This window comes from Virgibacillus sp. DJP39 (assembly GCF_049310925.1).
Classification (GTDB): Bacteria; Bacillota; Bacilli; order Bacillales; family Amphibacillaceae; genus Virgibacillus_F.
This window is the reverse complement of sequence record NZ_JBMERP010000046.1, coordinates 1-21,150: the sequence shown is the minus strand read 5'-3', so window position 1 is coordinate 21,150 and position 21,150 is coordinate 1. Positions and strand designations below refer to the sequence as shown.

General features: G+C 35.5%; 22 protein-coding genes and 2 pseudogenes. 18 read left to right on the top strand and 6 right to left on the bottom strand.

Going from position 1 to position 21,150, the window contains the following annotated elements:
• Window positions 1–652: 652 nt before the first annotated feature.
• From ACOI1D_RS14160 to qoxD, 12 genes are all read left to right on the top strand, one after another.
• On the top strand, window positions 653–1,045 hold the full coding sequence (locus ACOI1D_RS14160) for a MerR family transcriptional regulator (RefSeq protein WP_422501970.1): 393 nt from the start codon (window positions 653–655) through the stop codon (window positions 1,043–1,045).
• A gap of 270 nt (window positions 1,046–1,315) precedes the next feature.
• A complete protein-coding gene (locus ACOI1D_RS14155; protein ID WP_422501969.1) occupies window positions 1,316–1,804 on the top strand; it encodes a TlpA family protein disulfide reductase in 489 nt (162 codons plus the stop codon).
• Window positions 1,804–2,481, top strand: a complete 678-nt coding sequence (locus ACOI1D_RS14150; protein ID WP_422501968.1) for a cytochrome c biogenesis CcdA family protein — start codon at window positions 1,804–1,806, stop codon at window positions 2,479–2,481. The genes ACOI1D_RS14155 and ACOI1D_RS14150 overlap by 1 nt, the downstream gene beginning before the upstream one ends.
• Before the next feature lie 62 nt (window positions 2,482–2,543).
• On the top strand, window positions 2,544–2,879 hold the full coding sequence (locus ACOI1D_RS14145) for an ArsR/SmtB family transcription factor (protein ID WP_422501966.1): 336 nt from the start codon (window positions 2,544–2,546) through the stop codon (window positions 2,877–2,879).
• Between the two features lie 25 nt (window positions 2,880–2,904).
• On the top strand, window positions 2,905–3,324 hold the full coding sequence (locus tag ACOI1D_RS14140; RefSeq protein ID WP_422501964.1) for a heavy-metal-associated domain-containing protein: 420 nt from the start codon (window positions 2,905–2,907) through the stop codon (window positions 3,322–3,324).
• On the top strand, window positions 3,324–4,019 hold the full coding sequence (locus tag ACOI1D_RS14135; protein ID WP_422501962.1) for a cytochrome c biogenesis CcdA family protein: 696 nt from the start codon (window positions 3,324–3,326) through the stop codon (window positions 4,017–4,019). The genes ACOI1D_RS14140 and ACOI1D_RS14135 overlap by 1 nt, the downstream gene beginning before the upstream one ends.
• Window positions 4,020–4,050: 31 nt before the next feature.
• Entirely contained in the window at window positions 4,051–4,860 is an 810-nt protein-coding gene (gene lgt / locus ACOI1D_RS14130; RefSeq protein WP_422501960.1) for a prolipoprotein diacylglyceryl transferase, read from the top strand.
• Window positions 4,861–5,008: 148 nt separating this feature from the next.
• Complete coding sequence (gene merA / locus ACOI1D_RS14125; RefSeq protein ID WP_422501959.1) at window positions 5,009–6,880, top strand: mercury(II) reductase; 1,872 nt, start codon at window positions 5,009–5,011, stop codon at window positions 6,878–6,880.
• A gap of 781 nt (window positions 6,881–7,661) precedes the next feature.
• On the top strand, window positions 7,662–8,555 hold the full coding sequence (gene qoxA, locus ACOI1D_RS14120; protein WP_422501958.1) for a cytochrome aa3 quinol oxidase subunit II: 894 nt from the start codon (window positions 7,662–7,664) through the stop codon (window positions 8,553–8,555).
• An 89-nt stretch (window positions 8,556–8,644) separates the two neighbouring features.
• The gene (gene qoxB, locus ACOI1D_RS14115) at window positions 8,645–10,594 is read left to right on the top strand and encodes a cytochrome aa3 quinol oxidase subunit I (RefSeq protein WP_422501956.1); all 1,950 of its coding nucleotides are present in this window, start codon (window positions 8,645–8,647) and stop codon (window positions 10,592–10,594) included.
• The gene (gene qoxC / locus ACOI1D_RS14110) at window positions 10,591–11,187 is read left to right on the top strand and encodes a cytochrome aa3 quinol oxidase subunit III (protein WP_422501954.1); all 597 of its coding nucleotides are present in this window, start codon (window positions 10,591–10,593) and stop codon (window positions 11,185–11,187) included. Before qoxB ends, qoxC begins: the two co-directional genes overlap by 4 nt.
• A 1-nt stretch (window position 11,188) precedes the next feature.
• The gene (gene qoxD / locus ACOI1D_RS14105; protein WP_422501952.1) at window positions 11,189–11,473 is read left to right on the top strand and encodes a cytochrome aa3 quinol oxidase subunit IV; all 285 of its coding nucleotides are present in this window, start codon (window positions 11,189–11,191) and stop codon (window positions 11,471–11,473) included.
• A 9-nt stretch (window positions 11,474–11,482) separates the two neighbouring features.
• On the opposite strand, the gene ACOI1D_RS14100 is transcribed toward qoxD, so the two are convergent.
• A complete protein-coding gene (locus tag ACOI1D_RS14100) occupies window positions 11,483–11,731 on the bottom strand; it encodes a hypothetical protein (RefSeq protein ID WP_422501951.1) in 249 nt (82 codons plus the stop codon).
• Window positions 11,732–12,267: 536 nt separating this feature from the next.
• Here ACOI1D_RS14100 and ACOI1D_RS14095 point away from each other — a divergent pair.
• Window positions 12,268–13,341 carry a PIN/TRAM domain-containing protein gene (locus ACOI1D_RS14095; protein WP_422501986.1) on the top strand — a complete coding sequence of 358 codons (1,074 nt, stop codon included), beginning with the start codon at window positions 12,268–12,270 and terminating at the stop codon, window positions 13,339–13,341.
• A 169-nt stretch (window positions 13,342–13,510) separates the two neighbouring features.
• Here the strand turns inward: ACOI1D_RS14095 and ACOI1D_RS14090 are convergent, their stop codons facing one another.
• Genes ACOI1D_RS14090 through ACOI1D_RS14080 form a run of 3 tightly spaced genes read right to left on the bottom strand, consistent with a single transcriptional unit; the run spans window position 13,511 to window position 15,164 of the window.
• On the bottom strand, window positions 13,511–14,452 hold the full coding sequence (locus tag ACOI1D_RS14090) for a hypothetical protein (RefSeq protein ID WP_422501949.1): 942 nt from the start codon (window positions 14,450–14,452) through the stop codon (window positions 13,511–13,513).
• Between the two features lie 41 nt (window positions 14,453–14,493).
• Window positions 14,494–14,754, bottom strand: coding sequence for a thioredoxin family protein (locus ACOI1D_RS14085; protein ID WP_422501948.1), 261 nt, complete (start codon window positions 14,752–14,754; stop codon window positions 14,494–14,496).
• Window positions 14,755–14,756: 2 nt separating this feature from the next.
• Complete coding sequence (locus tag ACOI1D_RS14080; protein WP_422501947.1) at window positions 14,757–15,164, bottom strand: MerR family transcriptional regulator; 408 nt, start codon at window positions 15,162–15,164, stop codon at window positions 14,757–14,759.
• 529 nt (window positions 15,165–15,693) lie between these two features.
• Between ACOI1D_RS14080 and ACOI1D_RS14075 the strand changes: the two genes are divergently transcribed.
• Window positions 15,694–15,801 (top strand): ArsR family transcriptional regulator, encoded by a 108-nt coding sequence (locus tag ACOI1D_RS14075; protein WP_422501985.1) that lies wholly within the window; start codon window positions 15,694–15,696, stop codon window positions 15,799–15,801.
• A 110-nt stretch (window positions 15,802–15,911) separates the two neighbouring features.
• Window positions 15,912–16,058: pseudogene (locus tag ACOI1D_RS14070) on the top strand (ArsB/NhaD family transporter); the annotation flags it as partial.
• Window positions 16,059–16,169: 111 nt separating this feature from the next.
• Here ACOI1D_RS14070 and ACOI1D_RS14065 read toward each other — a convergent pair.
• The gene (locus tag ACOI1D_RS14065; RefSeq protein WP_422501946.1) at window positions 16,170–16,694 is read right to left on the bottom strand and encodes a hypothetical protein; all 525 of its coding nucleotides are present in this window, start codon (window positions 16,692–16,694) and stop codon (window positions 16,170–16,172) included.
• Between the two features lie 294 nt (window positions 16,695–16,988).
• Between ACOI1D_RS14065 and ACOI1D_RS14060 the strand changes: the two genes are divergently transcribed.
• Entirely contained in the window at window positions 16,989–17,654 is a 666-nt protein-coding gene (locus tag ACOI1D_RS14060; protein ID WP_422501944.1) for a peroxiredoxin, read from the top strand.
• A gap of 14 nt (window positions 17,655–17,668) precedes the next feature.
• Window positions 17,669–17,866 carry a hypothetical protein gene (locus ACOI1D_RS14055; protein WP_422501943.1) on the top strand — a complete coding sequence of 66 codons (198 nt, stop codon included), beginning with the start codon at window positions 17,669–17,671 and terminating at the stop codon, window positions 17,864–17,866.
• Between the two features lie 167 nt (window positions 17,867–18,033).
• Here ACOI1D_RS14055 and ACOI1D_RS14050 read toward each other — a convergent pair.
• A pseudogene (locus ACOI1D_RS14050) lies at window positions 18,034–19,709 on the bottom strand (pyruvate oxidase).
• Window positions 19,710–19,860: 151 nt separating this feature from the next.
• On the opposite strand from ACOI1D_RS14050, the gene ACOI1D_RS14045 reads away from it, so the two are divergent.
• Window positions 19,861–20,034 carry a hypothetical protein gene (locus ACOI1D_RS14045; RefSeq protein WP_422501942.1) on the top strand — a complete coding sequence of 58 codons (174 nt, stop codon included), beginning with the start codon at window positions 19,861–19,863 and terminating at the stop codon, window positions 20,032–20,034.
• The last annotated feature ends 1,116 nt before the right edge of the window (window positions 20,035–21,150 follow it).

Below are 21,150 nucleotides of genomic sequence, written 5' to 3'. Positions count from 1 at the left end.
GAGGTTCCATCAAAGGATCAAGCTCTTGTTATTTTGACCCCCAAAAAGACAAACTTGGATCAGATTAAGAATGCGATTAAAGAGAGTGGTTATGGTGTGAAAAATATTGAGGAGATAGGTCGATAGAAATCTTGTTATCTTAATTAAATAAAGCAAATATAGATCATGTTTCTTATTGATACGTATTCCCAAAAGAGATTTGGACATTTTTATTGGAGAAGTTATCTCCAGATTTTATATAGGTTTGAAGATAATAATAAAAAGATTATTTTAACAGACATGGGAAGAAGTTTGTCTAATTTTAAATACGTAAGTAAGCTCAGGGGTTAAGAAGAAAAGTAAAGTAAAGTAAAAGGTTTCAGGCATAAAGTCTAAACCTGCTGTTACTTTTAACGAAGTTTTATCGGATTGCTGAAAGAATAACAGAGTCTTAATGATTGAGATAGAGATAATTCCCTTTTTTTCACTTCGTTCCCCTCTAATTAAGTAAACATATTGACTAACCAAACCAACAATTAGTCAATAACCGTAACAGTAATAATCTATGTAATTACGTCGTTTTGACTACAAAAGAATAATAAAAAATAAATTAAATCTATCCTTGACAGTGGACTATGGTACATAGGTTATGATTAAACTAGAGGTGATATAAATGAGTGTAAGTGTTGGTAAACTAGCAAAAGAATCTAAGGTAAATAAGGAAACAATTCGTTATTATGAGCGTATTGGTTTGTTACCAGCTCCAGAACGATCAGAATTAGGTTACCGTATATATCCCGTCGAAACAATAGACCATATACGTTTTATCAAGCGAATGCAAAAGTTGGGGTTTACATTAAAAGAAATCGATAAACTGTTGGCTGTCGTGGATAGAAGAATAGAAAAAACTACAGATTTACCACGATTTACGACCGAAAAGATTAAAGATGTACAACAAAAGATAAAAGATTTAGAGATAATGGAAAAAATGTTAAATGATATAAAAATACATTGCAAATCACCGGATAAAAGTTTGACTGATTGTAAAATAATCGGCACATTTTAAAGACATTTTCTGATTTTTCCTAGGAAAACTGAGTATAAAATTATTTTTTCCTAAACATTGATAATAACAGGGAGGAATAATATTCCTATTGTTTTGCACAGATAGTTTATTCTAACCAAAATAGAGGAATTTATAAAAAAATTTATAAATTCACACTTTCTCCATAATCTTCTTTTATAATAATTATATGGTTAGAGAAGAAAGTGTGTTTTTTCTATCAATATATTAAAATATTATAATATAATAAGTGTTTGCTAGGAGGTACGGTAAATGAAAGCTCGTATAACATTAATAACTCTATTGATTCTTTTGCTAGTATTAACTGCATGCTCATCAACTACTAGCGACAGTGAAAACCAATTGAGCATAGATGCTAAAGATATTAATAGGAATAGGGTACAGTTATCTGATGATCAACCAAGTTTGGTGTATTTTATGTCGGCTTCATGTCCCACTTGTTATGAGGGAGAAATGATGCTTAATGAAGTGACCAGACTACACCCGGATGTCCAAGTTATTACGGTAGACCTTGATCCATACATGGATACCGTGGAGGGTCTTGCTGAATTTCAAAAAAAATACGGTGGAAATTGGCCACATATATTGGATGATAAAGATCGGACTATTACCAGTGAATTTAGCGTAAAAGAATTACAAGAGACAGTATTACTTGATCAAAATCAGATAGAAGTTTTTAGAGCGGTCAATCCCTCATTAAAAGAAGTTCAAGAGGCTTTGGCTGAAATTGGGGTGGAATAATGGGGATCTCACTTTGGCTTGTATTTACAGCAGGAATTGTAGCTGCTTTTAATCCCTGTGGTGTTGCCTTGTTACCTTCCTATATCTCCTACCTGGTTGGTACAGATGATAAAAAAATGTCAAATTCGTCAGCGATGATAAGAGGAATGGGATTAGGCTTTTCCATGACTATTGGCTTTTTAATCATTTTTGTAGCAGCTGGGTTTACCATTAGTTTTCTTGGTAGAGGGTTAGTGGAATATTTACCTCTCCTATCATTGATTATAGCTACTTTGCTCACATTATTTGGTCTAGGTATGTTAATAGGGAAACGGTTACCAATCAAAACTATTTCATTTCAGATAAAGCCAGGTAAATGGTCTGTGTTTTTATATGGTATAGCCTATGCGTTAGCATCCTTAAGTTGTACGTTACCTGCATTTCTGTTAGTTATTTCTCAATCAATTAATGAAAATACGATCATTTCAATTGTTACTAATTTCGTTATTTATTCAATAGGAATGGGCCTTGTTGTAACGGCAATCACAATAGCATCGTTAATATCAAGACAATATGTTCAAAAGTTTTTACGAAAATATTTACCTGTTATTGAGAAAATTTCGGCATTAATTATCTTCTTAACTGGATTATACCTTGTATATTATTGGTCATTCGGTGCTGGCGGAACACTACTTTAGGTCATGATGAGGATGATCATAGATTCATTATTCTTTTTAAAATAGCAAAGGAGAGTGTTTCAATGCATTCAAGTCAAGAGTTCCCTAATGAAATAAGCTCAGAAATCTACGCAAAGTTCTTTCACGGACTAGCGAACCCAACACGATTTAAAATTGCTCTTTCCCTTTTAGATAAAGAAAAAAATGTAAGTGAACTTGTGGAAGAGCTTCAATTAAAGCAATCCCAGGTGTCCAATCAGTTAGCCTGCTTGAAATGGTGTGGTTATGTCGATACCCGTCAGGAAGGAAAGTATGTCTATTACCAAATTAAGGATGATAGAGTTAAGCAAATTATCATGCTTGCAACAGAATTGGTTAGAGATAATGCCAAGCAAATTAGTGAATGTACAAGAATTTAATTCCTTTTGATCGTGGGTGGACTCGATGAAGAAAATAGGTTGGGTGGTCGGTGTTTGTTTATTTATAGCTGTTACCGTCTACATGTTATTAAACACCAGTACTACTATAGGTGGTTCTTCCTCATCGGGGCAAGAGGACCAGACGACTGAAGTTAATCTTCTTTCTGGTGAAAGTATCAAATTATCTAGTGAAGAGGCATCTTTAAAAGCAATATCCAATCAGGAAAAGGTGATTTTAACAGACCTTGGCATGACCTGTGCTAATTGTGAATACGCAGTAAGCTCAGGGCTCAAGAAAGTAAATGGTATTATTGGTTTCAATGTTAATTTGTCAGAAGACCGAGCAACGATTGTGTTTGAACCCAGTCAAGTAACTATTGAGCAAATTAAGCAAGCAATTTCCGATGTTGGATACGAAGTAGGAGAGGTCATGGGGGTGAAATAATGGAGTTTATATATGAAGGTCTTGCAGGGCTAGAATCAGTAGGTATTTTTGTATATTTCCTTGTCCTCATAGGTGGAATTTTAAGTGCGATTAGTGTTTGTTACATCCCTATCCTTATAATGTTTGGAGGATACATGGGTAAACACTCTAATGAAGGTAAAGGGAAAACGTTACGTATAACATGGGGTTTTGTCCTTGGTATGATGCTCACATCAGCCATTATGGGAGTCGTTGCTTCCTTTATTGGTAAGGGAATTATGAAGGTATTTACAGGTTACGGACTAGACCTATGGATCCCAGCTTTTATTGGAATTTTGATGGGATTACAATTGCTAGGTGTGATCAAGCTAAAAATGCCAAAGATGTTTACAGTAAAGGGGAAAAAGCCAGATACAATGATAGGAGCATTTACGTTGGGACTACCATTTGGTCTGGTGATTACTCCCTGTACCATTCCCATTTTTGTGATGATCATCACCTATGTTGCGGCACAAGGGAGTATTGTTCACGGTGCATTGTTACTTACCACCTATACCGTCGGGAAAGGAATTATTCTGACGCTTGTAGCACTAGGAGCGAGCACTATTCTTAAGGATGTTGCAAAAAAATGGAGTGGTAAGATGGAGAAGGTTGCAGGGATCATTATTCTTTTAGCAACTATATATTTAGTATTTTATCAACTGTTTTTAGTTTAATAAACAAAATGGAGAAAAGGGGGTTTTTAATATGAATATTGAACCGCTTAGCAGAGTGGCATTTGAACTTGGCCCTCTGACTGTTTATTGGTATGGAATTATTATTGCATTCGGTGCATTTCTCGGATTTTTCATTGCACAAAGAGAAAGTGAAAAGAGGGGGTTACCTAAAGAAACATTTTCAGATTTATTAATTATCGCTATACCGATTGCGATAATTTCTGCACGAATCTACTATGTAGCTTTTCAATGGGATCAGTACCGTAACAATCTCGGTGATGTCTTTGCAATTTGGGAAGGTGGTATAGCGATTCATGGAGCGCTTATTGGTGCGACTTTAACAGGTTACTTTTTTGCAAAAATTAAAAAAATATCATTTTGGAAGTTAGTGGACATCGCAGCACCTAGTATTATCTTAGGTCAGGCGATCGGTCGCTGGGGTAATTTTATGAATCAAGAGGCTCATGGTGGTCCTGTCGCCCGTGAATTTCTTGAAGGACTATATTTACCAGAATTTATTATTAACCAGATGTATATTGATGGAGTGTTTTATCACCCCACCTTTTTATATGAATCAATATGGAATTTAATTGGTTTTATCCTACTTTTAAGCTTGAGGAAGGTCAACTTAAGGAGGGGAGAAATGTTTCTCACGTATATCATTTGGTACTCGATTGGACGATTCTTCATTGAAGGTATGCGTACAGATAGCTTGATGCTCACTGAATCCCTCCGTATTGCACAGGTTATCTCTATAGCGCTAGTTCTTGTTAGTATTGTAGTAATAATTTATCGCCGAAAAACTGGGTTGTCGATGAAACGATATGCTGATTTAAATTAGTTTTTCAATTGTTATAAAAAAGAAGAATGAAAAAGAAAGGGAAAGTTAAGACTTGTCGTTAGGATAGGGAAAAGTATCAAAAGGTAATTATTAAGAACAACTTCGTTAAAAATAAAATTGTTTTAAAAAACTTAAAAGGAGTTTTCGTATGAGTAATAAAAAAGTTAAAGTAACCGTTCCTGTGGAAGGAATGACCTGCACGGGCTGTGAAACCCATGTAAGAGATGCATTAAAAGAAGCCGGGGCTGCAAACGCAAGGACTGACTTCCAACAAGGAAGTGCATCATTTGAAATTGAAAAAGAAAAAATTAGTAAAGCAAAAGAGACCGTAATGAATGCAGGTTACACGACTGGAACAGAAGAAATTGCGGATAATGAACAAGTAAAAGTAATGCTAGGTGTAAAAGGAATGACATGTACTGGATGTGATAATCACGTAACAGAAGCATTAAAAAATGCCGGAGCAAGTAATCCAACAGCCGATTTTCGTCGTGGGCAAGCGACATTTGAAATTACCAAAGATAATATAGAAAAGGCAAAAGAGGCAGTGAATGAATCCGGTTATCAGGCTGGTGATGTGGAAATCGAATCTCATGATAACGTTGTAGCTTTTAATAACAAAGACGGTGCATACGATCTTCTGATAATTGGTTCAGGTGGTGCAGCCTTTTCCGCAGCCATTAAAGCCGTTGAAAAAGGGGCTAAAGTGGCCATGGTTGAACGCGGCACCATCGGCGGTACATGCGTCAATATAGGATGTGTGCCTTCTAAAACAATGCTTCGTGCTGGTGAAATCAATCATTTGGCAGGCAATAACCCTTTTACTGGTTTGAATACAAAAGCCGAATCAGTGAATATGGCTACATTAACTGAGCAAAAGGATGAACTGGTTCAAGGTATGAGACAACAAAAATATGTAGATCTTATCGATGAATATGGATTTGATTTGATTCGTGGTGCAGCCTCGTTTGTTGATGAAAACACGGTTGAAGTGAACGGACAAAAATATACAGCAAACAAATTTCTAATTTCAACAGGGGCATCCCCGTCTATTCCAGATATACCTGGACTAAAAGATGTGGATTTTCTAACAAGCACAACAGCCCTTGAATTGAAAGAGGTTCCGAAAAAGTTAGCCGTAATTGGTTCAGGATACATTGCCATGGAATTAGGGCAACTATTTCACAACTTAGGATCAGAAGTTTCATTAATGCAACGGAGTGAACGACTTTTGAAAGAATACGATCCAGAGATTTCCGAAGCCGTCGATGAGGCCTTAACCGAGCAAGGATTAAACTTTATCACAGGGGTCACTTACAAAAAGGTGGAACAAGATGGTGATACGAAAAAAGTCTTCATTGAAGTGAAGGGGGAAGAACAAATTATTGAAGCCAATCAGTTATTGGTTGCCACCGGAAGAAGACCGAATACTGATTCACTTAATTTAAAAGCCGCTGGTGTTGAGGTTGGTCAAAAAGGCGAAATTATTGTCAATGACTATCTGCAAACCAGTAATACTAACATATTTGCTGCAGGGGATGTGACATTAGGACCACAATTTGTATATGTGGCTGCATATGAAGGTGGGATTGTTGTTGAGAACGCAATAGGGTTAGCGAATAAGAAGGTAAATCTGCAATTTGTTCCAGGCGTGACCTTTACAAACCCGTCCATCGCGACAGTTGGATTAACTGAACAACAAGCTAAAGATCAAGGATATAATGTGAAGACTTCGGTGCTACCACTCGACAGTGTACCAAGAGCACTTGTGAACCATGAAACAACAGGCGTCTTTAAACTTGTTGTCAATAAACAAACTGAAAAGATTCTTGGTGCTCATATTGTTGCAGAAAATGCTGGAGATGTTATCTACGGTGCTACATTAGCCGTACAGTTCGGTTTAACCGCAGATGATTTAAAGAATACGATGGCTCCATATTTGACGATGTCTGAAGGCTTGAAATTAGCTGTGTTAACACTTGATAAAGATGTAAGTAAATTGTCTTGTTGTGCAGGGTAGAAAATTAATCTTTAAAAGGGAGAGAGTCAAATCTCTCCCTTTTTGAATTCGATAAGTTAATGGCTGAATGATTTTAACATGCATTTATAGCACAAGCTTATTTTATTTCTTTCCTTTTAAGTCATTTAACCTACAAATATAAATGATAAACTTACATAAAAATCAAACCACTACCGAAATCCACCAAACACATCACAACCGATTCTGCTTATTCCCTTTGCCAAAATTATCGGGGGAGCATCAATTGCTAGTGCTCTCCCTTGGGTATAGAAATAGGTGGAGAACCGCTACACCCAGGTAAAATCATTCTTCACTATCTAATTGGTTATTTGGCTATACGGGCTATCGTAGGAGAAATGGATCAACCGATAAGGTAAATCCAATCCTGAAAAATGAATATATCAAAATTGGAATCTACGTGATATTGCTTACGGTTAATTCTTTACTTCTTTAATATGGAGTATAAGGGAAATATTTTTAGGATCAATATCATAGATTTCGAGCTTGATTTAAGTTAGTTATATAAAAAGCGAGCAATGGATACTTGAGTATCCATTGCTCGCTTTTTGTTTACTTGAGTCAAACAACGTTGACATGTGACAAATTTTAGTCATTTATTTTTGGCTAAATTGTGACAAGAATATTTTCTTCACAATTTCCCCAAACTTACTTATTAGTATTTATATCAGTTCGATCTAGCTTTTTAATAGTTTTCGATTCTAGTAAAACTCGTTAGTCAATGTGTTTTCTTATTTTATCTTTTATAGAAAGGGGTATTTAGATGAAAATCAAATGGGCCTTATTAACAGTTATTATTACTATTGTGGCAGTGCTAACAGGATGTGAACCATTAACGGTATTAGATCCTAAAGGGCCTCAAGCTCAAACAATAGCCGATGTTATTTGGATCTCGATTATAACGATGGCAGTCGTCGTAATTACCGTTATCGCGCTCTACATATTTTATGTAGTAAAAGCGGCCAGGCGGCCAAATGATTATGAGCCGCCTTACATTGAAGGTAATCCGATTGTTGAATCACTTATTGTTGGGATACCAATTTTAATCATCATTTTCCTTACAGTTGTCACTGTTAAATCTTTATATGTAGTTGAGGCACCACCTGAAGGATACGAGAATCAAGAACCATTAGTTATTTATGCTTCTTCCTCTAACTGGAAATGGCATTTTAGTTATCCGGAAGAAAACATCGAAACAGTTAATTACTTGTTTCTGCCAACAAAGCGACCAATTGAATTTAAACTATACTCATACGGGCCAATCTCTAGTTTTTGGATACCGCAACTTGGAGGACAAAAATACGCTATGGCTCACGCGACTACCACGTTACACCTAGCCGCAGAAGTTCCAGGGGAATATATGGGTCGAAATTCAAATTTCACTGGTGAGGGTTTTGCTGAGCAAACGTTTAACGTTAAAGTAATGCAACCAAAAGAATACGATAAATGGGTAGATGAAATTAAGGCTACTGCTAAGCCTCTCACTGAAGAAAGATTCAATGAGCTATTAGAACCAGGTCACCTTGGGCAATTAACGTTCATCGGAACTCATTTGGGATTCTCGCCACCACCAATGTCTCATGGTGAAATGTCATCTGATATCGAAGAAAATGATTCTGGGGCATATAAGCAATCTCATGGATCTAAACAAGATTAAAACATCAAAAAATCTGAGCAAAGCTACATGAGTCATTAAGATTTAACAATTGTTCGATAAAAATATTCCTTGAAAGGAGTTACAGAAATATGGATTTCTTTGATCAATTTGCTGTACCAAATCCAACTCTTACGATTTACACATCAATGGTTGCCATCACTCTTACTGTAATTGCGATACTCGTAGGCGTAACCTATTTTAAAAAGTGGGGCTATCTCTGGCGTGAATGGTTAACAACAGTAGACCATAAACGGATTGGGATCATGTATCTAATTTCAGCACTCTTAATGCTATTCCGCGGGGGGGTAGATGCTATTATGATGCGGGCTCAAACTGCCGTACCTGATAATAGCTTGCTAAGTGCTGCTGAATATAATGAAGTTTTTACAACTCATGGGATAGTGATGATCTTCTTTATGGCGATGGCATTCATAATAGCCTTAATGAACTTCGTTGTTCCACTGCAAATTGGAGCTCGTGACGTAGCATTCCCACGATTGAATTTATTAAGTTTCTGGCTATATTTTGTAGGAGCAATGCTACTCAACATCTCTTTCGTAATTGGAGGCTCTCCAAATGCGGGTTGGACTTCTTATTTCCCACTTGCAGGTACTCAATTTAGCGAATCTGTTGGGAACAACTATTATATGTGGGCACTTCAGATTTCCGGTCTTGGTACATTAATGACTGGTATTAATTTTGTCGTTACCATTCTTAAAATGAGAGCACCCGGAATGACATTGATGAAAATGCCAATGTTTACATGGTCTGCCTTAGTTACGAACATTATCATTGTTTTCGCCTTCCCAGTATTAACAGTGGCATTATTAATGGGAACGTTTGACCGACAATTTGGAACGAATCTTTTTACTATAACAAATGGTGGTAATGATATGCTATGGGCTAACCTTTTCTGGGTATGGGGTCATCCGGAGGTGTATATCTTAATTTTGCCGGCATTCGGTATTTATAGTGAAATCATTTCAACTTTTACACAACGTAACCTATATGGGTATAAATCAATGGTTTTTTCAATGGTTATTATCTCTCTACTTTCATTTCTGGTATGGGTTCACCATTTCTTTACGATGGGACAGGGAGCACTCGTAAATAGTATCTTCTCAATCACAACAATGGCAATCGCCATTCCAACTGGTATCAAGATTTTTAACTGGTTACTGACGATTCGAAAAGGTAAAATCAGGTTTACCGTTCCGATGCTCTATTCATTAGGTTTTATACCACTTTTTACAATTGGCGGGGTTACAGGGGTTATGCTTGCAATGGCAAGTGCTGACTATCAATACCATAATACAATGTTCTTGGTAGCTCACTTCCACAATGTAATTATTCCTGGTGTTGTATTCGCTATGATTGCTGGTCTAACTTACTGGTGGCCGAAAATGTTCGGTTTTATGCTGAATGAAAAAATTGGAAAATGGGCGTTCTGGTTTATTTCTATTGGTTTTTGTTTAGCGTTCTTCCCAATGTATATTAGTGGTTTAGATGGGCAAGCACGTCGTATGTACACATATTCCGCAGAGACAGGTTTTGGAATCTGGAATATGATTTCCTTTATCGGGGCAGGTGTGATGGCGATAGGATTTATTATTATTGTCTATAACATCTATTACAGCATTCGTTACTCACCTAGAAATATTGGAGACGATCCTTGGAATGCACGATCTCTTGAATGGGCAACACATAGTCCTGTTCCAGAATATAATTTTGCAATTACACCACAAGTTAATTCAAGTGAAGCATTATGGGATGCAAAGAAAAATGGTCATAAACTATTTAAAGGTGGTTTAAAGGAAATTCATATGCCTAATAATAGTGGGTTACCGGTTATTATGGGTGGTCTCTTCTTCGTATTTGGGTTTTCGTTTGTATTCAGTATATGGATTGGTGTTATTCTTTCAGGGCTCGGTATCTTTGCTTCTATGGCTTATCAATCTTTTGTGAAGGATCACGGTAAACACATTTCTGTGGAAGAAATTAAAAAAACAGAAGCAAAATTTGGAGGTGGTAAAAAATGAAAATAGACCATTCACAACCTCTTGAATATCGCACGGAACACAATCGGTTTAGCATCTTAGGCTTTTGGATTTTTCTAGGTGCAGAAATAATGCTATTTGGAACACTTTTTGCTTCCTATTTTGTATTAGTTGATCATACTGGCAATGGTCCTACTGGGGCGGAAATCTTTGAAATCACTCCGATTTTATTTGAAACAGTATTACTTTTAGCAAGTAGTTTTACCATTGGTCTTGGAATTCATGCTATGCGTATAGGTAAACAAAAAGCGATGATCACATTCTTTACCATCACACTTTTGCTTGGCCTGGGATTCTTAGGATTTGAAATTTATGATTTCTTTGTATATGTTCACGAAGGAGCAACACTGCAGACTAGCGCATTTACAGCTATCCTATTCTTGACGTTAGGAACACATGGAGCGCACGTTACCTTTGGTTTATTTTGGGGGATAGCCATTATCTTGCAAATTAGAAAGCGTGGAATCAATCCTGAGATTGCAAACAAATCATTTGTTTTTTCTCTATACTGGCATTTCTTGGACGTTGTTTGGATCTTTATATTCAGCTTCGTCTTCTTGAAAGGAATGATGTAACATGAAAGAATTATTTCCACGCAAACAAGTAATGGGCTTTGTATTTTCGTTAGTCCTTACAGCAGTAGCTCTAACGGTTTACATCTATGATATGTCATTTGAAGTAGGCGCGACGATTCTAGTTATAACAGCATGTGTGCAGGCAGCCGTTCAGCTTGTTGTGTTTATGCACGCAGGTGAAACGGAGGATAAAAAGGCAATCTATACCAGCGTTTTTTACGGAGTAATAATTGCTATCGTCACCGTCTTCGGTAGTTTGCTGACATTAGTCTGGACGTACTACTAATAAAATGTGTCAAAGCGAGCGTCTACTATGGCGCTCGTTATCTTGACAACATGTTTTCTCCACCATCTCTTCTGATACAACAAAGAACATACCCATTAGAAAAATAAAACCAGCTCCTATAAACGTACCAATACCAATCGGAATTAACACGATGTAATCGCTTTCAAAAAATCCGAGCGAGAAAATAATAATTCCAATTGTGAGTATAGTTCCACTAATGTTCTTCACAGCATTTAATATTTTTATTTTAGATTCCATGTGACTCAGCCTCCTTTTATATAATTATTCATTTAGTTCACAAAGTTGTCAAGTTATGTTCGTCATTTTTCTGAATGAATGTATATGGGGTACATTTAAGTCCATCATTAAGTCTACTCAAATGGACTTTAAATAGGTCAGATACAAACACCAGGTAAACTTCGGATTACTGCACGGGCTCCTATAATCATTGAAAATCTAAAAGTCTACTTAAGCTTGATATTATAAAAAATTTGTTCAACTTAGTTATTTAATTCTCCATACATTCAACAAACTTTTACATTATACTTGTAATTGTCCTAGTTTAAATTAGAGGGAACCGTTAGCAAAAAATACTGGTTTCTTACTTCTTGGATGATTAATCTTTATCATAGTGATGAATATTTAAAGGTCCACATTGGGACCTTTGATATTTTTAGAGGGGACATATAATTTAAACATGAAATATAGTATCTGCCTATACTCATCACTAAAGAAATCCAAGGGTTAGAATAGGAAAAATGTGGTTTCATTGTATTAGTGAAGGAAGTGAAAGAATATTGGGTAGAATTCTTAAATTATTCATTATCATTGTGAGTGGAACAATTGGGCTATTTATGGTACCACTCATATATAATATAATTGATGGAAAAATCCCCTTATGGATGAGTTATTTCATTGGTATTGGTATATTGTTTGTTACGATATTTTGGATGATTGGTTATGGTCTTAGCATAATACGTCAGATAGAAGAAAAACTTATAAAAGTACCTATAACTAATGTTTCTTTTGGAACTTTTGGTCTTATTTTAGGATTAATTGTTGCATTCTTAATAGCCAGTCCTTTGAAGGAAATGAGTATAGGGGTAGTTAACACAGTTTTTCCAATAGTTCTAACTACTTTGTTTGGCTATTTAGGATTTCAAGTAGGATTTAAGAGGAAGAACGACATTACAAATTTATTATTTGCTTCGGAGCATAGTGAAACTAAAAATACAAGAATAACTCTGGGAAGTGAAAAGGAACTTCAAAGAAAAACAAAAATTCTAGATACAAGTGTAATTTTAGATGGTCGAATTGAAGAAATATGCAAATCGGGTTTTTTAGAGGGTACATTGATAATTCCACAATTTATTTTAGAAAAAGTACAACATGTAGCAGATTCACCTGATATGGTAAAAAGAAACCGCGGAAGAAGAGGTCTTGACACTTTGAACCGGATCAAAAAAGAGCTGAATTTACAAGTTGAAATTTATGAGGATGGATTCAAAGAAATAAAAAAAGTAGATAGGTTTATTAAAATGGCAAAGTTATTAAATGGTATGGTTGTTACAAATGACTCTAATCTAAACAAAGTATGGAGTGCACATGATGTAAAAGTTTTAAACATTAATGACTTAACCATAGCTTTAAAACCGGCTATCTTTCCAGGAGAGAAAATAAATGTACAAGTAATTAAAGAGGGTAAAGATGACAAACAAGGAGTTGCCTATTTAGACGATGGTACTATGATAATAGTAGAAAAAGGGCACGACTTTATAGGTAACTATATTGATGTATTGGTAACGAAGCTTTTACAAACCTCTGCTGGAAAAATGATTTTTGCAAAACCAATTTTAAACGGTTTTTAAAGAAACCTTGTTTTTGTGGAGAGTGTAGATAGTTTAATATTATTTTGCTAAGGTTCTTCATAGTATGTTCAAAAATAATTATAATTTAATGATTGGAGAAATTCCCTATGTATTTTTTTAAAAAACAAGGGGCGATTGCGCCCTTGTTTTATTGACCTAATCCTGTCTCTTATATATGCATTACCTTTCCATTTCGCTTCATTTCTAGCTTTTTATACGCTAAGACTGAACCAAACAGAAATACACATGAAATTAATGAACCTAAAGGCAACATCGCTACGATTTTATCTGGAAAGATAAATGGGAGCAGCGGAAAAGCGTACACTGCTGGGATACGGACACCAACAATACGCAACAGAATGTACATTAATATCATATCTATCAGCGTTACCAATATCCACGAATCAAGAGCGAAGTACAACAGCGTGCCGACAGTCGCAGAGATTGTTAATACAAGACTCTGCTTAAAAGCTACTTTCCCATTGTACATAGGCTTCTGAAGTGATTCATAAACAACGACAAGAATAGGCGGAATAGCTGCTAGTTGGGGATACCCAACGACCCAAGTTAAACCAATCCAGACGAAATTCAACACTAAAAACACTACCATATACTTGTACTGTATCTTTACTTCCTTCTCAAGTCCGTTATTTAATCTAAATATAAGAACCCCAAGCATCAATATGAAAGTAAGAACGAAAGTAGATATAATAAATGACCATCCGTCTACATCTATCACCACTGGCAATAATCCTGTTGCAATAGATGGTGCCAGGTTCGATTGAATGAGACGCAATAAGAGCATCAAAAGCACAAGTGTGATACCTACTTTTCCTACATAAGAAATTGGTAATAGATTAACCATAAATCCAATGACAGCGGTGAGGGATGGGGCAATAAGAATCTTGGATGGTTGCCTGATCCATCCGGCTTCCCGATATACCCACATGGAAATCGCCATTGCAGCAAGTTCTGGCAAAATAATTTGATGATTATTCAACATGACCGAAGTTGCAATCATGGTGATAATAAATGTAATGGCAATGACATAAGAAATAATTGTTACATTCTTTGAAACCGCCGTATTCACTGACAACTCTCCTTTTTGCATAAGAAAGCAAGGGTGAGAATCTCACCCTTGCTTTTCGTTATTTATTGACCTAAGCCAGCTGCTTTTAACGCATCGGTGTCGATACCGTTGTTGCTGACCAATTTCCCATTGATTGCAACGGCTGGAACAGATTTCACGCCATACTCTTTCGCTTTTGCTTCACATTCTAGTGAGTAGCATTTTTTATTTAAATCATAAACCACTACTTCGCAATTATCACACGCTAAATCTTTCACTTGTTGCACAGCACCTTCACAAACGCTACAACCCGCCGTAAATACTTCAACTAATCGTTTAGCCACTTCTAATTCACTCCTTTAAAATTTTTGATAATTGGACATTCACTTTTTGAAGTCCCAGAACCCGGACACTTTTCCGCCAAGTCCTTAAGCAATGTTTTCATTTGGTGTAAATCATGAATTTTTGCTTCAATCTCTTTCATTTTACTTGTTGCAAAATCGTGCATTTGCTCTGAACGAAACTTTTCATCATTTGAAGCAGCTAAAAGGTTTTTAATTTCTTCGAGAGTAAACCCTAAATCCTGCGTTCGTTTGATAAATTTAATATTTCCCACGACTTCTAGAGGAAACTTTCTGTAACGTGCTTCCGTTCGAGGTGGCTCAGAAATTAACCCACGCCTTTCATAATATCGAATGGTTTCAATATTGACGTTTGCTTCTTTTGCTACTTGGCTTATTGTTAATCCTTCCATTTCAACCCTCCATAGTTATTATTATGTACTCTGTACTATGGTACAGAGTCAATAGTAATTTTATACTTTTTTATCAATGAGCTTTATTCCATTAAATGGCCCGCTTCATTGCTGAAGACTAGGGTTCTTTTTTGAATATTAATACCTGTTCATTAAAGTACAAAAAAGTGTATTCAAACCCTTTAGCTAACAAATATACTGCCAAAACATACTTAGTTTATATACCATGTACACCAATTGTTACCTTCTGTTTTAACGGATGATAAAGGGAATATCAATGGGTATGATAAACGAAAATTCTGCAGGTCTTTGTATTTTTTAAAAGAATTATGAAATTGTCTCGATTTAATTCAAAAAAATTCTTATGTAATAAAGAAGACGTTACCCAATTAGTAGATGAGGGAGGTTTCTTGTTATGCTAAAAACAGCAATTGATATTGACAAAGCTGCATTTATTTTGAAATTGTTAAGTGATAAAACGATTTATCTATGGTGATAATCTGATTGTTGAGTTTACGAATTCGTAGAGATTTTTAAAGCAAGTCAACCATCAATTAGTCAACACTTTCGGAAATTGAGAGATGTTGGATTTAGTAAAAGAGGGAAGGGAACAATGGATTTTTTGCTCGATAAATAATAATGAATATTATCCGTTCTTCTTGATCAACTATCCAACCAAGATCATAAATAAAAGAACTGGAAGAACAAGGTACATGAATACGTGTTGTTAATTGGAGGGAAAGAAATTTGTCAGCATCGGTTATACTAGTATCATTAATCTTTTTGGTAACCTTAGTCTTGTTGATTTAGCAACCAAAAGGATTATCTATTGGATGGTCTGCTTGTGGTGGAGTTATCTCTGCCTTATTAGTAGGACTCGTTGGGTTAAGTAATAAAATTTAGGTGCCGTTGTTACCGCCTTTTTTGCTAATGACGGAGCAACACTTATAGAAAAAACGGTTTACATAATTTGAAATAAATCCACTTTTACTTCTTTCGATAAATCTAATTAAAAATCGGACCTAATTGATGAAATACAACAAAAATCAAGCCAAATAAAACCACTAAAAGGAATGGATGATTGAAGAAAGATTTTTCATTTCCCTTTACATGGTTGTGAATCATGTGTAAGAGAATTAAAAGAGTAGCAAAAAATATAATAAATATTATTTTAATAACTGCATCACGATATTCTAATGCGATCATTTTCCCGAGCATTGCTCCCATCAATCCACCCATAATGCCGGCCAGGAATCCGTCCAGTACTGCAATTACACTAACAGGAATACCGTACAAAAAACCAGTTGCCATGCCAACAACCATTCCTGACATCGTTGAAATAAATAAATTGTCCGAGAACAAAATCCCAAAAATTACTCCGAAAATTAATCCGACACTCATTCCCATTGTCATTGCAATCATCATACCAGTCATACAAGGAATAACTTTTCTGTTATAAAAAGTTTTTGCAATGACAATAATTGAGAGCATAAATATAACTAAAAAGATAAAATATAGTGCTGGTTGCAATTTTATTCCCCCTCTCTGACTTGTCCAGTTATATCACTATATGAACCGTATAAATAGAAATATTCTTAAAGTTAGAACTTTCACTGGAAACTTGTTTATAATGCATAATTCATCTATATTATTATATTTAGTGGAGATTCTCATTCCTCAATTACACATTACTTTTGTATAAAAGCATAAATGCCCGCAGAGGCATCATGTCAAATAAATGAAAAATTCATTAAAATATTAATAAAACACATTTTCCTCAAATTTATAATTTATACTAGCTATGAAGTTAATAATAAGGAGATGATGGTTATGGAAAATGAAAATGTAGCAAATGTGAATAGCCTACCAAGAATTGGAGATGAAGCACCACTATTTGAGGCCAAAACAACACATGGAGATATTAAGCTAGAAGATTACAAAGGAACTTGGTTAATCCTGTTTTCTCACCCAGCTGATTTCACACCAGTTTGTACCACAGAATTTGTGGAATTTCAAAACATATATCCGCAGCTAAGAGAATTAAATACAGAATTACTTGGACTTAGTGTAGATAGTTTGCCAGCCCATATTGCTTGGGTTCGTAATATTCAAGAAAAATCAGGTGTGAAGATTGAGTTTCCTGTAATAGCCGATTTGACTAGAGATGTGGCAATGAAATACGGAATGATACATCCTAATGAAAGCTCTACGGAAACAAACCGAGCCGTTTTTGTTATAGATGATAAGCAAGTAATTCGTGGTATAATCTATTATCCATTAAATGTAGGTCGAAACATGGATGAAATTTTACGTTTAGTAACAGCACTACAAACGGCTGATGAACATAAAGTGGCATTACCAGCAGGTTGGAAACCAGGTGACAAAGTTATTGTACCGCCTCCAGCCTCTCAACAATTGGCTGAAGAACGTGTGAAGGATGAAGAAGTAGAAGTAACTGAGTGGTACTTATCTAAAAAGGCACTAAAGTAAAGGGTGATTTAAGGATGCCATGTGCTGAAGGAAACTCAATTTCAGATGAAGAAATTGAATCATTTTTAAGCGTCCTAGAAGGGAGATCCATGACTGATAGTGAACTATCATTTAAATTGAATTTACCATTGTTTAATGTAAGAATTAAACTCCGAGAATTAAAAAAACTTGGTTATATAGCTGAAAATGATGGGGAATATGTGAAGAAGTGAATGAGAAAAAGGATACCGCCTTGGTATCCTTTTCTCTTGCTTCGGTGTAAATAATTATGGCTACCAAATATTCTTTCAGGATATTTCTTATTGTCTCCATTTAATGATAAAAATATCTTTATTAGTAGGATCTTATCCATCCTCTAAAATGGTGGCTTATGAATGGTTCATTCTTGAAATAATTCTTTTACCAGATGACGGGCATAGCCTGTTGCTTGTGCAAATGTAACCTTTGCGGGTAGCGGTGCTTCATTTGCATCGACAACAACATCGACAATACACGGCTTCTTTTGAGCAAGCGCCTTTTCAAGTGTTGGTACTATATCATCAGGTTGGTCGACTCTATATCCAACACCTCCACAAATGTCTGCATAGCGAGCAAAATCCGGATTTTGTAAATTAGTACCAAATTCTGCATTTCCCATCACTTCTTGCTCAAATTTAATCATGGCAATCTTGTGGTTGTTAAAAATGATAACAACAAGCGGAAGATCATATTTTACTGCTGTTACAAAATCATTCATCATCATTTGAAACCCACCATCTCCACAAACGGCAAATACTTGTTTGTCAGGATAAGCAATTCGTCCTGCAATAGCCCCCGGTAAACCGCAACCTAACGTTGCAAGCCAGCTTGAAATAACAAGTTTTTAATTGGTCATTTTGAAATGACGTGCCATCCACACGGTTACATTACCAACATCTACGGAAAGAATCGCATCATCATCTGCTACTTGTTGAAGGCCCCGAATGACACGTTGCGGTTTAATTGGTACGGAATCATTAGCTTCTTCCTTTTCTAATTTGTGCCACCATTCTTTCATTTGATCTTGGTATTTTTGAAGGAAACCTCCATCATTAGGAGTTTTTTTAAAATTGGTAAGCTGTTCATTGTTTGGTCAGCATCACCGGCCAAACCAATATCAACAGGATAACGTTTACCGATTTGGGAAGGATCTTTGTCAATTTGAATAGTTTTAGCTTCATCAGGCAGAAATCCGGTAAATGGAAAAGAAGTACCGACCATTATAAGCGTATCGGCTTCTTCCATTGCAAAAATTGCGGGTCTAGTTCCAAGTAACCCCAGTCCACCTAAACAATGAGAATGTTCATCTGGAATAATTCCCTTACCTGGCAGAGTCAGTACAATCGGAGCGTTTAACTTTTCAGCAAATGCAAGTAAAAATTCACGTGCCTCCTTGGCCCCTTTACCAGCTAAAATAATTGGTTTTTCTGCATTGTTTAAAACCTCCTGAGCTTGTTGTATATCTTTTTGTTGTGGAAGATTATTCGATTGAACAAAAAAAGAGCTCGTTTTTCGGGCACCTCGTTCAATTTCAAATTTTGGGATATCATCAGGGACAATAAGAACAGATACACCTTGCTTATCATAAGCTGCTCTAATAGCTTGGTTTACAACGGTAGGTAGTTGTTCAGCCGACATCACCGTTTAGCTATAAACGGCCACATCTTTAAAAAGATTAGCAAGATCGACTTCCTGAAAGAAATCAGAACCCATTAAATCTGTTTCGACTTGTCCGGCGATGGCTAATACGGGTGCCTTATCGAGTTTCACATCATAAAGGCCATTTAATAAATGGATGGCACCTGGGCCGGCAATACCCATACAAACACCAAGTTTACCTGTTAGTTTTACATAAGAGGTAGCTGCTAACGCTCCGGCTTCTTCATGTCTTACTTGAACAAAATTAAGTTTATCTTTCTTTTTACGTATGGACTCAATTAAAGTATTGATAGAATCCCCAGGCATCCCATATACGTGATTAACTCCCCAGTCTATTAATAAATCCATCATGGCATCGCCTGCTTTTTTTCTAAACACGATTTTACCTCCTAACATTATTGTTTAGTGGTAGTATTACCAACTTACCAAGACATATTTATTGGGAGTTCCTTAATGACGATTACAGTGATTGTTGGTGGTTGGCAGATTGTTATCTTTCAAAAAGGAAGCTTTTTTTAAGCCTGCGTAAATGCCTACCCATATAACAACTTTAGGAACTGATCAGCATGGTAAATGTGAAATTAGCGCTGAAATCATTCGACAATCTGTTTTTATTTGTGACGATATAAATTTTGCAGAAGAAATGGGCGCTATGGGTGGAGCTGGCCTAACAAATGTTTTTATAAATAATTTACTTATGTAGGTAACTTAGATTCCTATATGTAGGGAAGTTCAATTCAACGTACAATTATGAGCACTAGGGACCTGGAGTTATTGTTCTGTTCATGTTTTTCCTAGTTAACATAATATCTAATATAGGAAGTCATTAGGAAATACGTTTATTTCATCTCATAACTAAGTATACTCAAGTTAGTGAGATGAAATAAAAATAAGAAATGTTTATCTTCTAATACGGTTATACCAACAATAACTTTAGCAGCATGGCAATTAAGCTAAGTGAAATCCGAACCAGATATCTCATTTAGATTTACATTGTTTATAGATAAAGTCTACAGCAATCAAAAAGTTCCTTTTGAAAATTCATATCTAACTTTTCTATATATCACTTTAGCCTAAACATTTACAACCGATCATTGCCAGGTAAAATATAATTTTCATATCGGTATCTCGCATTTTTTATATTCTATAACACTACATATATGTTGTGTATACCTTGCCTTTTCCTGGTAGATTTAAATCATATACAGTTCGATAACTCATATTTCCCTATATTCTGAAAGACAACATATATGTTGTGTACACCAGTGTATTTGTCAATTAACAATGTGGTTCACTTTTAAGTTACCATATACACACCAGATCATTTCCTGATGAATTTAAACATTATACAGTTAGATAACTCATATTTCTCTATGTTCTGAAAGACAACATATATGTTGTGTACACCAGATCATTTCCTGATGAATTTAAACCTTATACAGTTAGATACTCTATTTCTCTATATTCTGAAATGGGGCTGGGACAAAACCCTATAAAAATTAATAAACCGCATGAAATCAAATTTAAAAACCTTGATTTCATGCGGCTTTATTTTCTAAAATTAATCAGTTTTACACTTATGTCCCAGCCTCGTAACCTAGCTTTTCCCTGGTTAATTTAAATCATATACAGTTAGGTAACTCATATTTCTTTATATTCTGAAATACAACATATATGTTGTGTACACCTATTCTTTTAGATAACTCATATTTCTTTACATTCTGAAAGACGACTTATAGGCACCTAACCTTTTTTAATGAATTTATATTTGATACGATACGTTGTGACCGTCTAGATAAATCGAATTTGCTACTAAAAG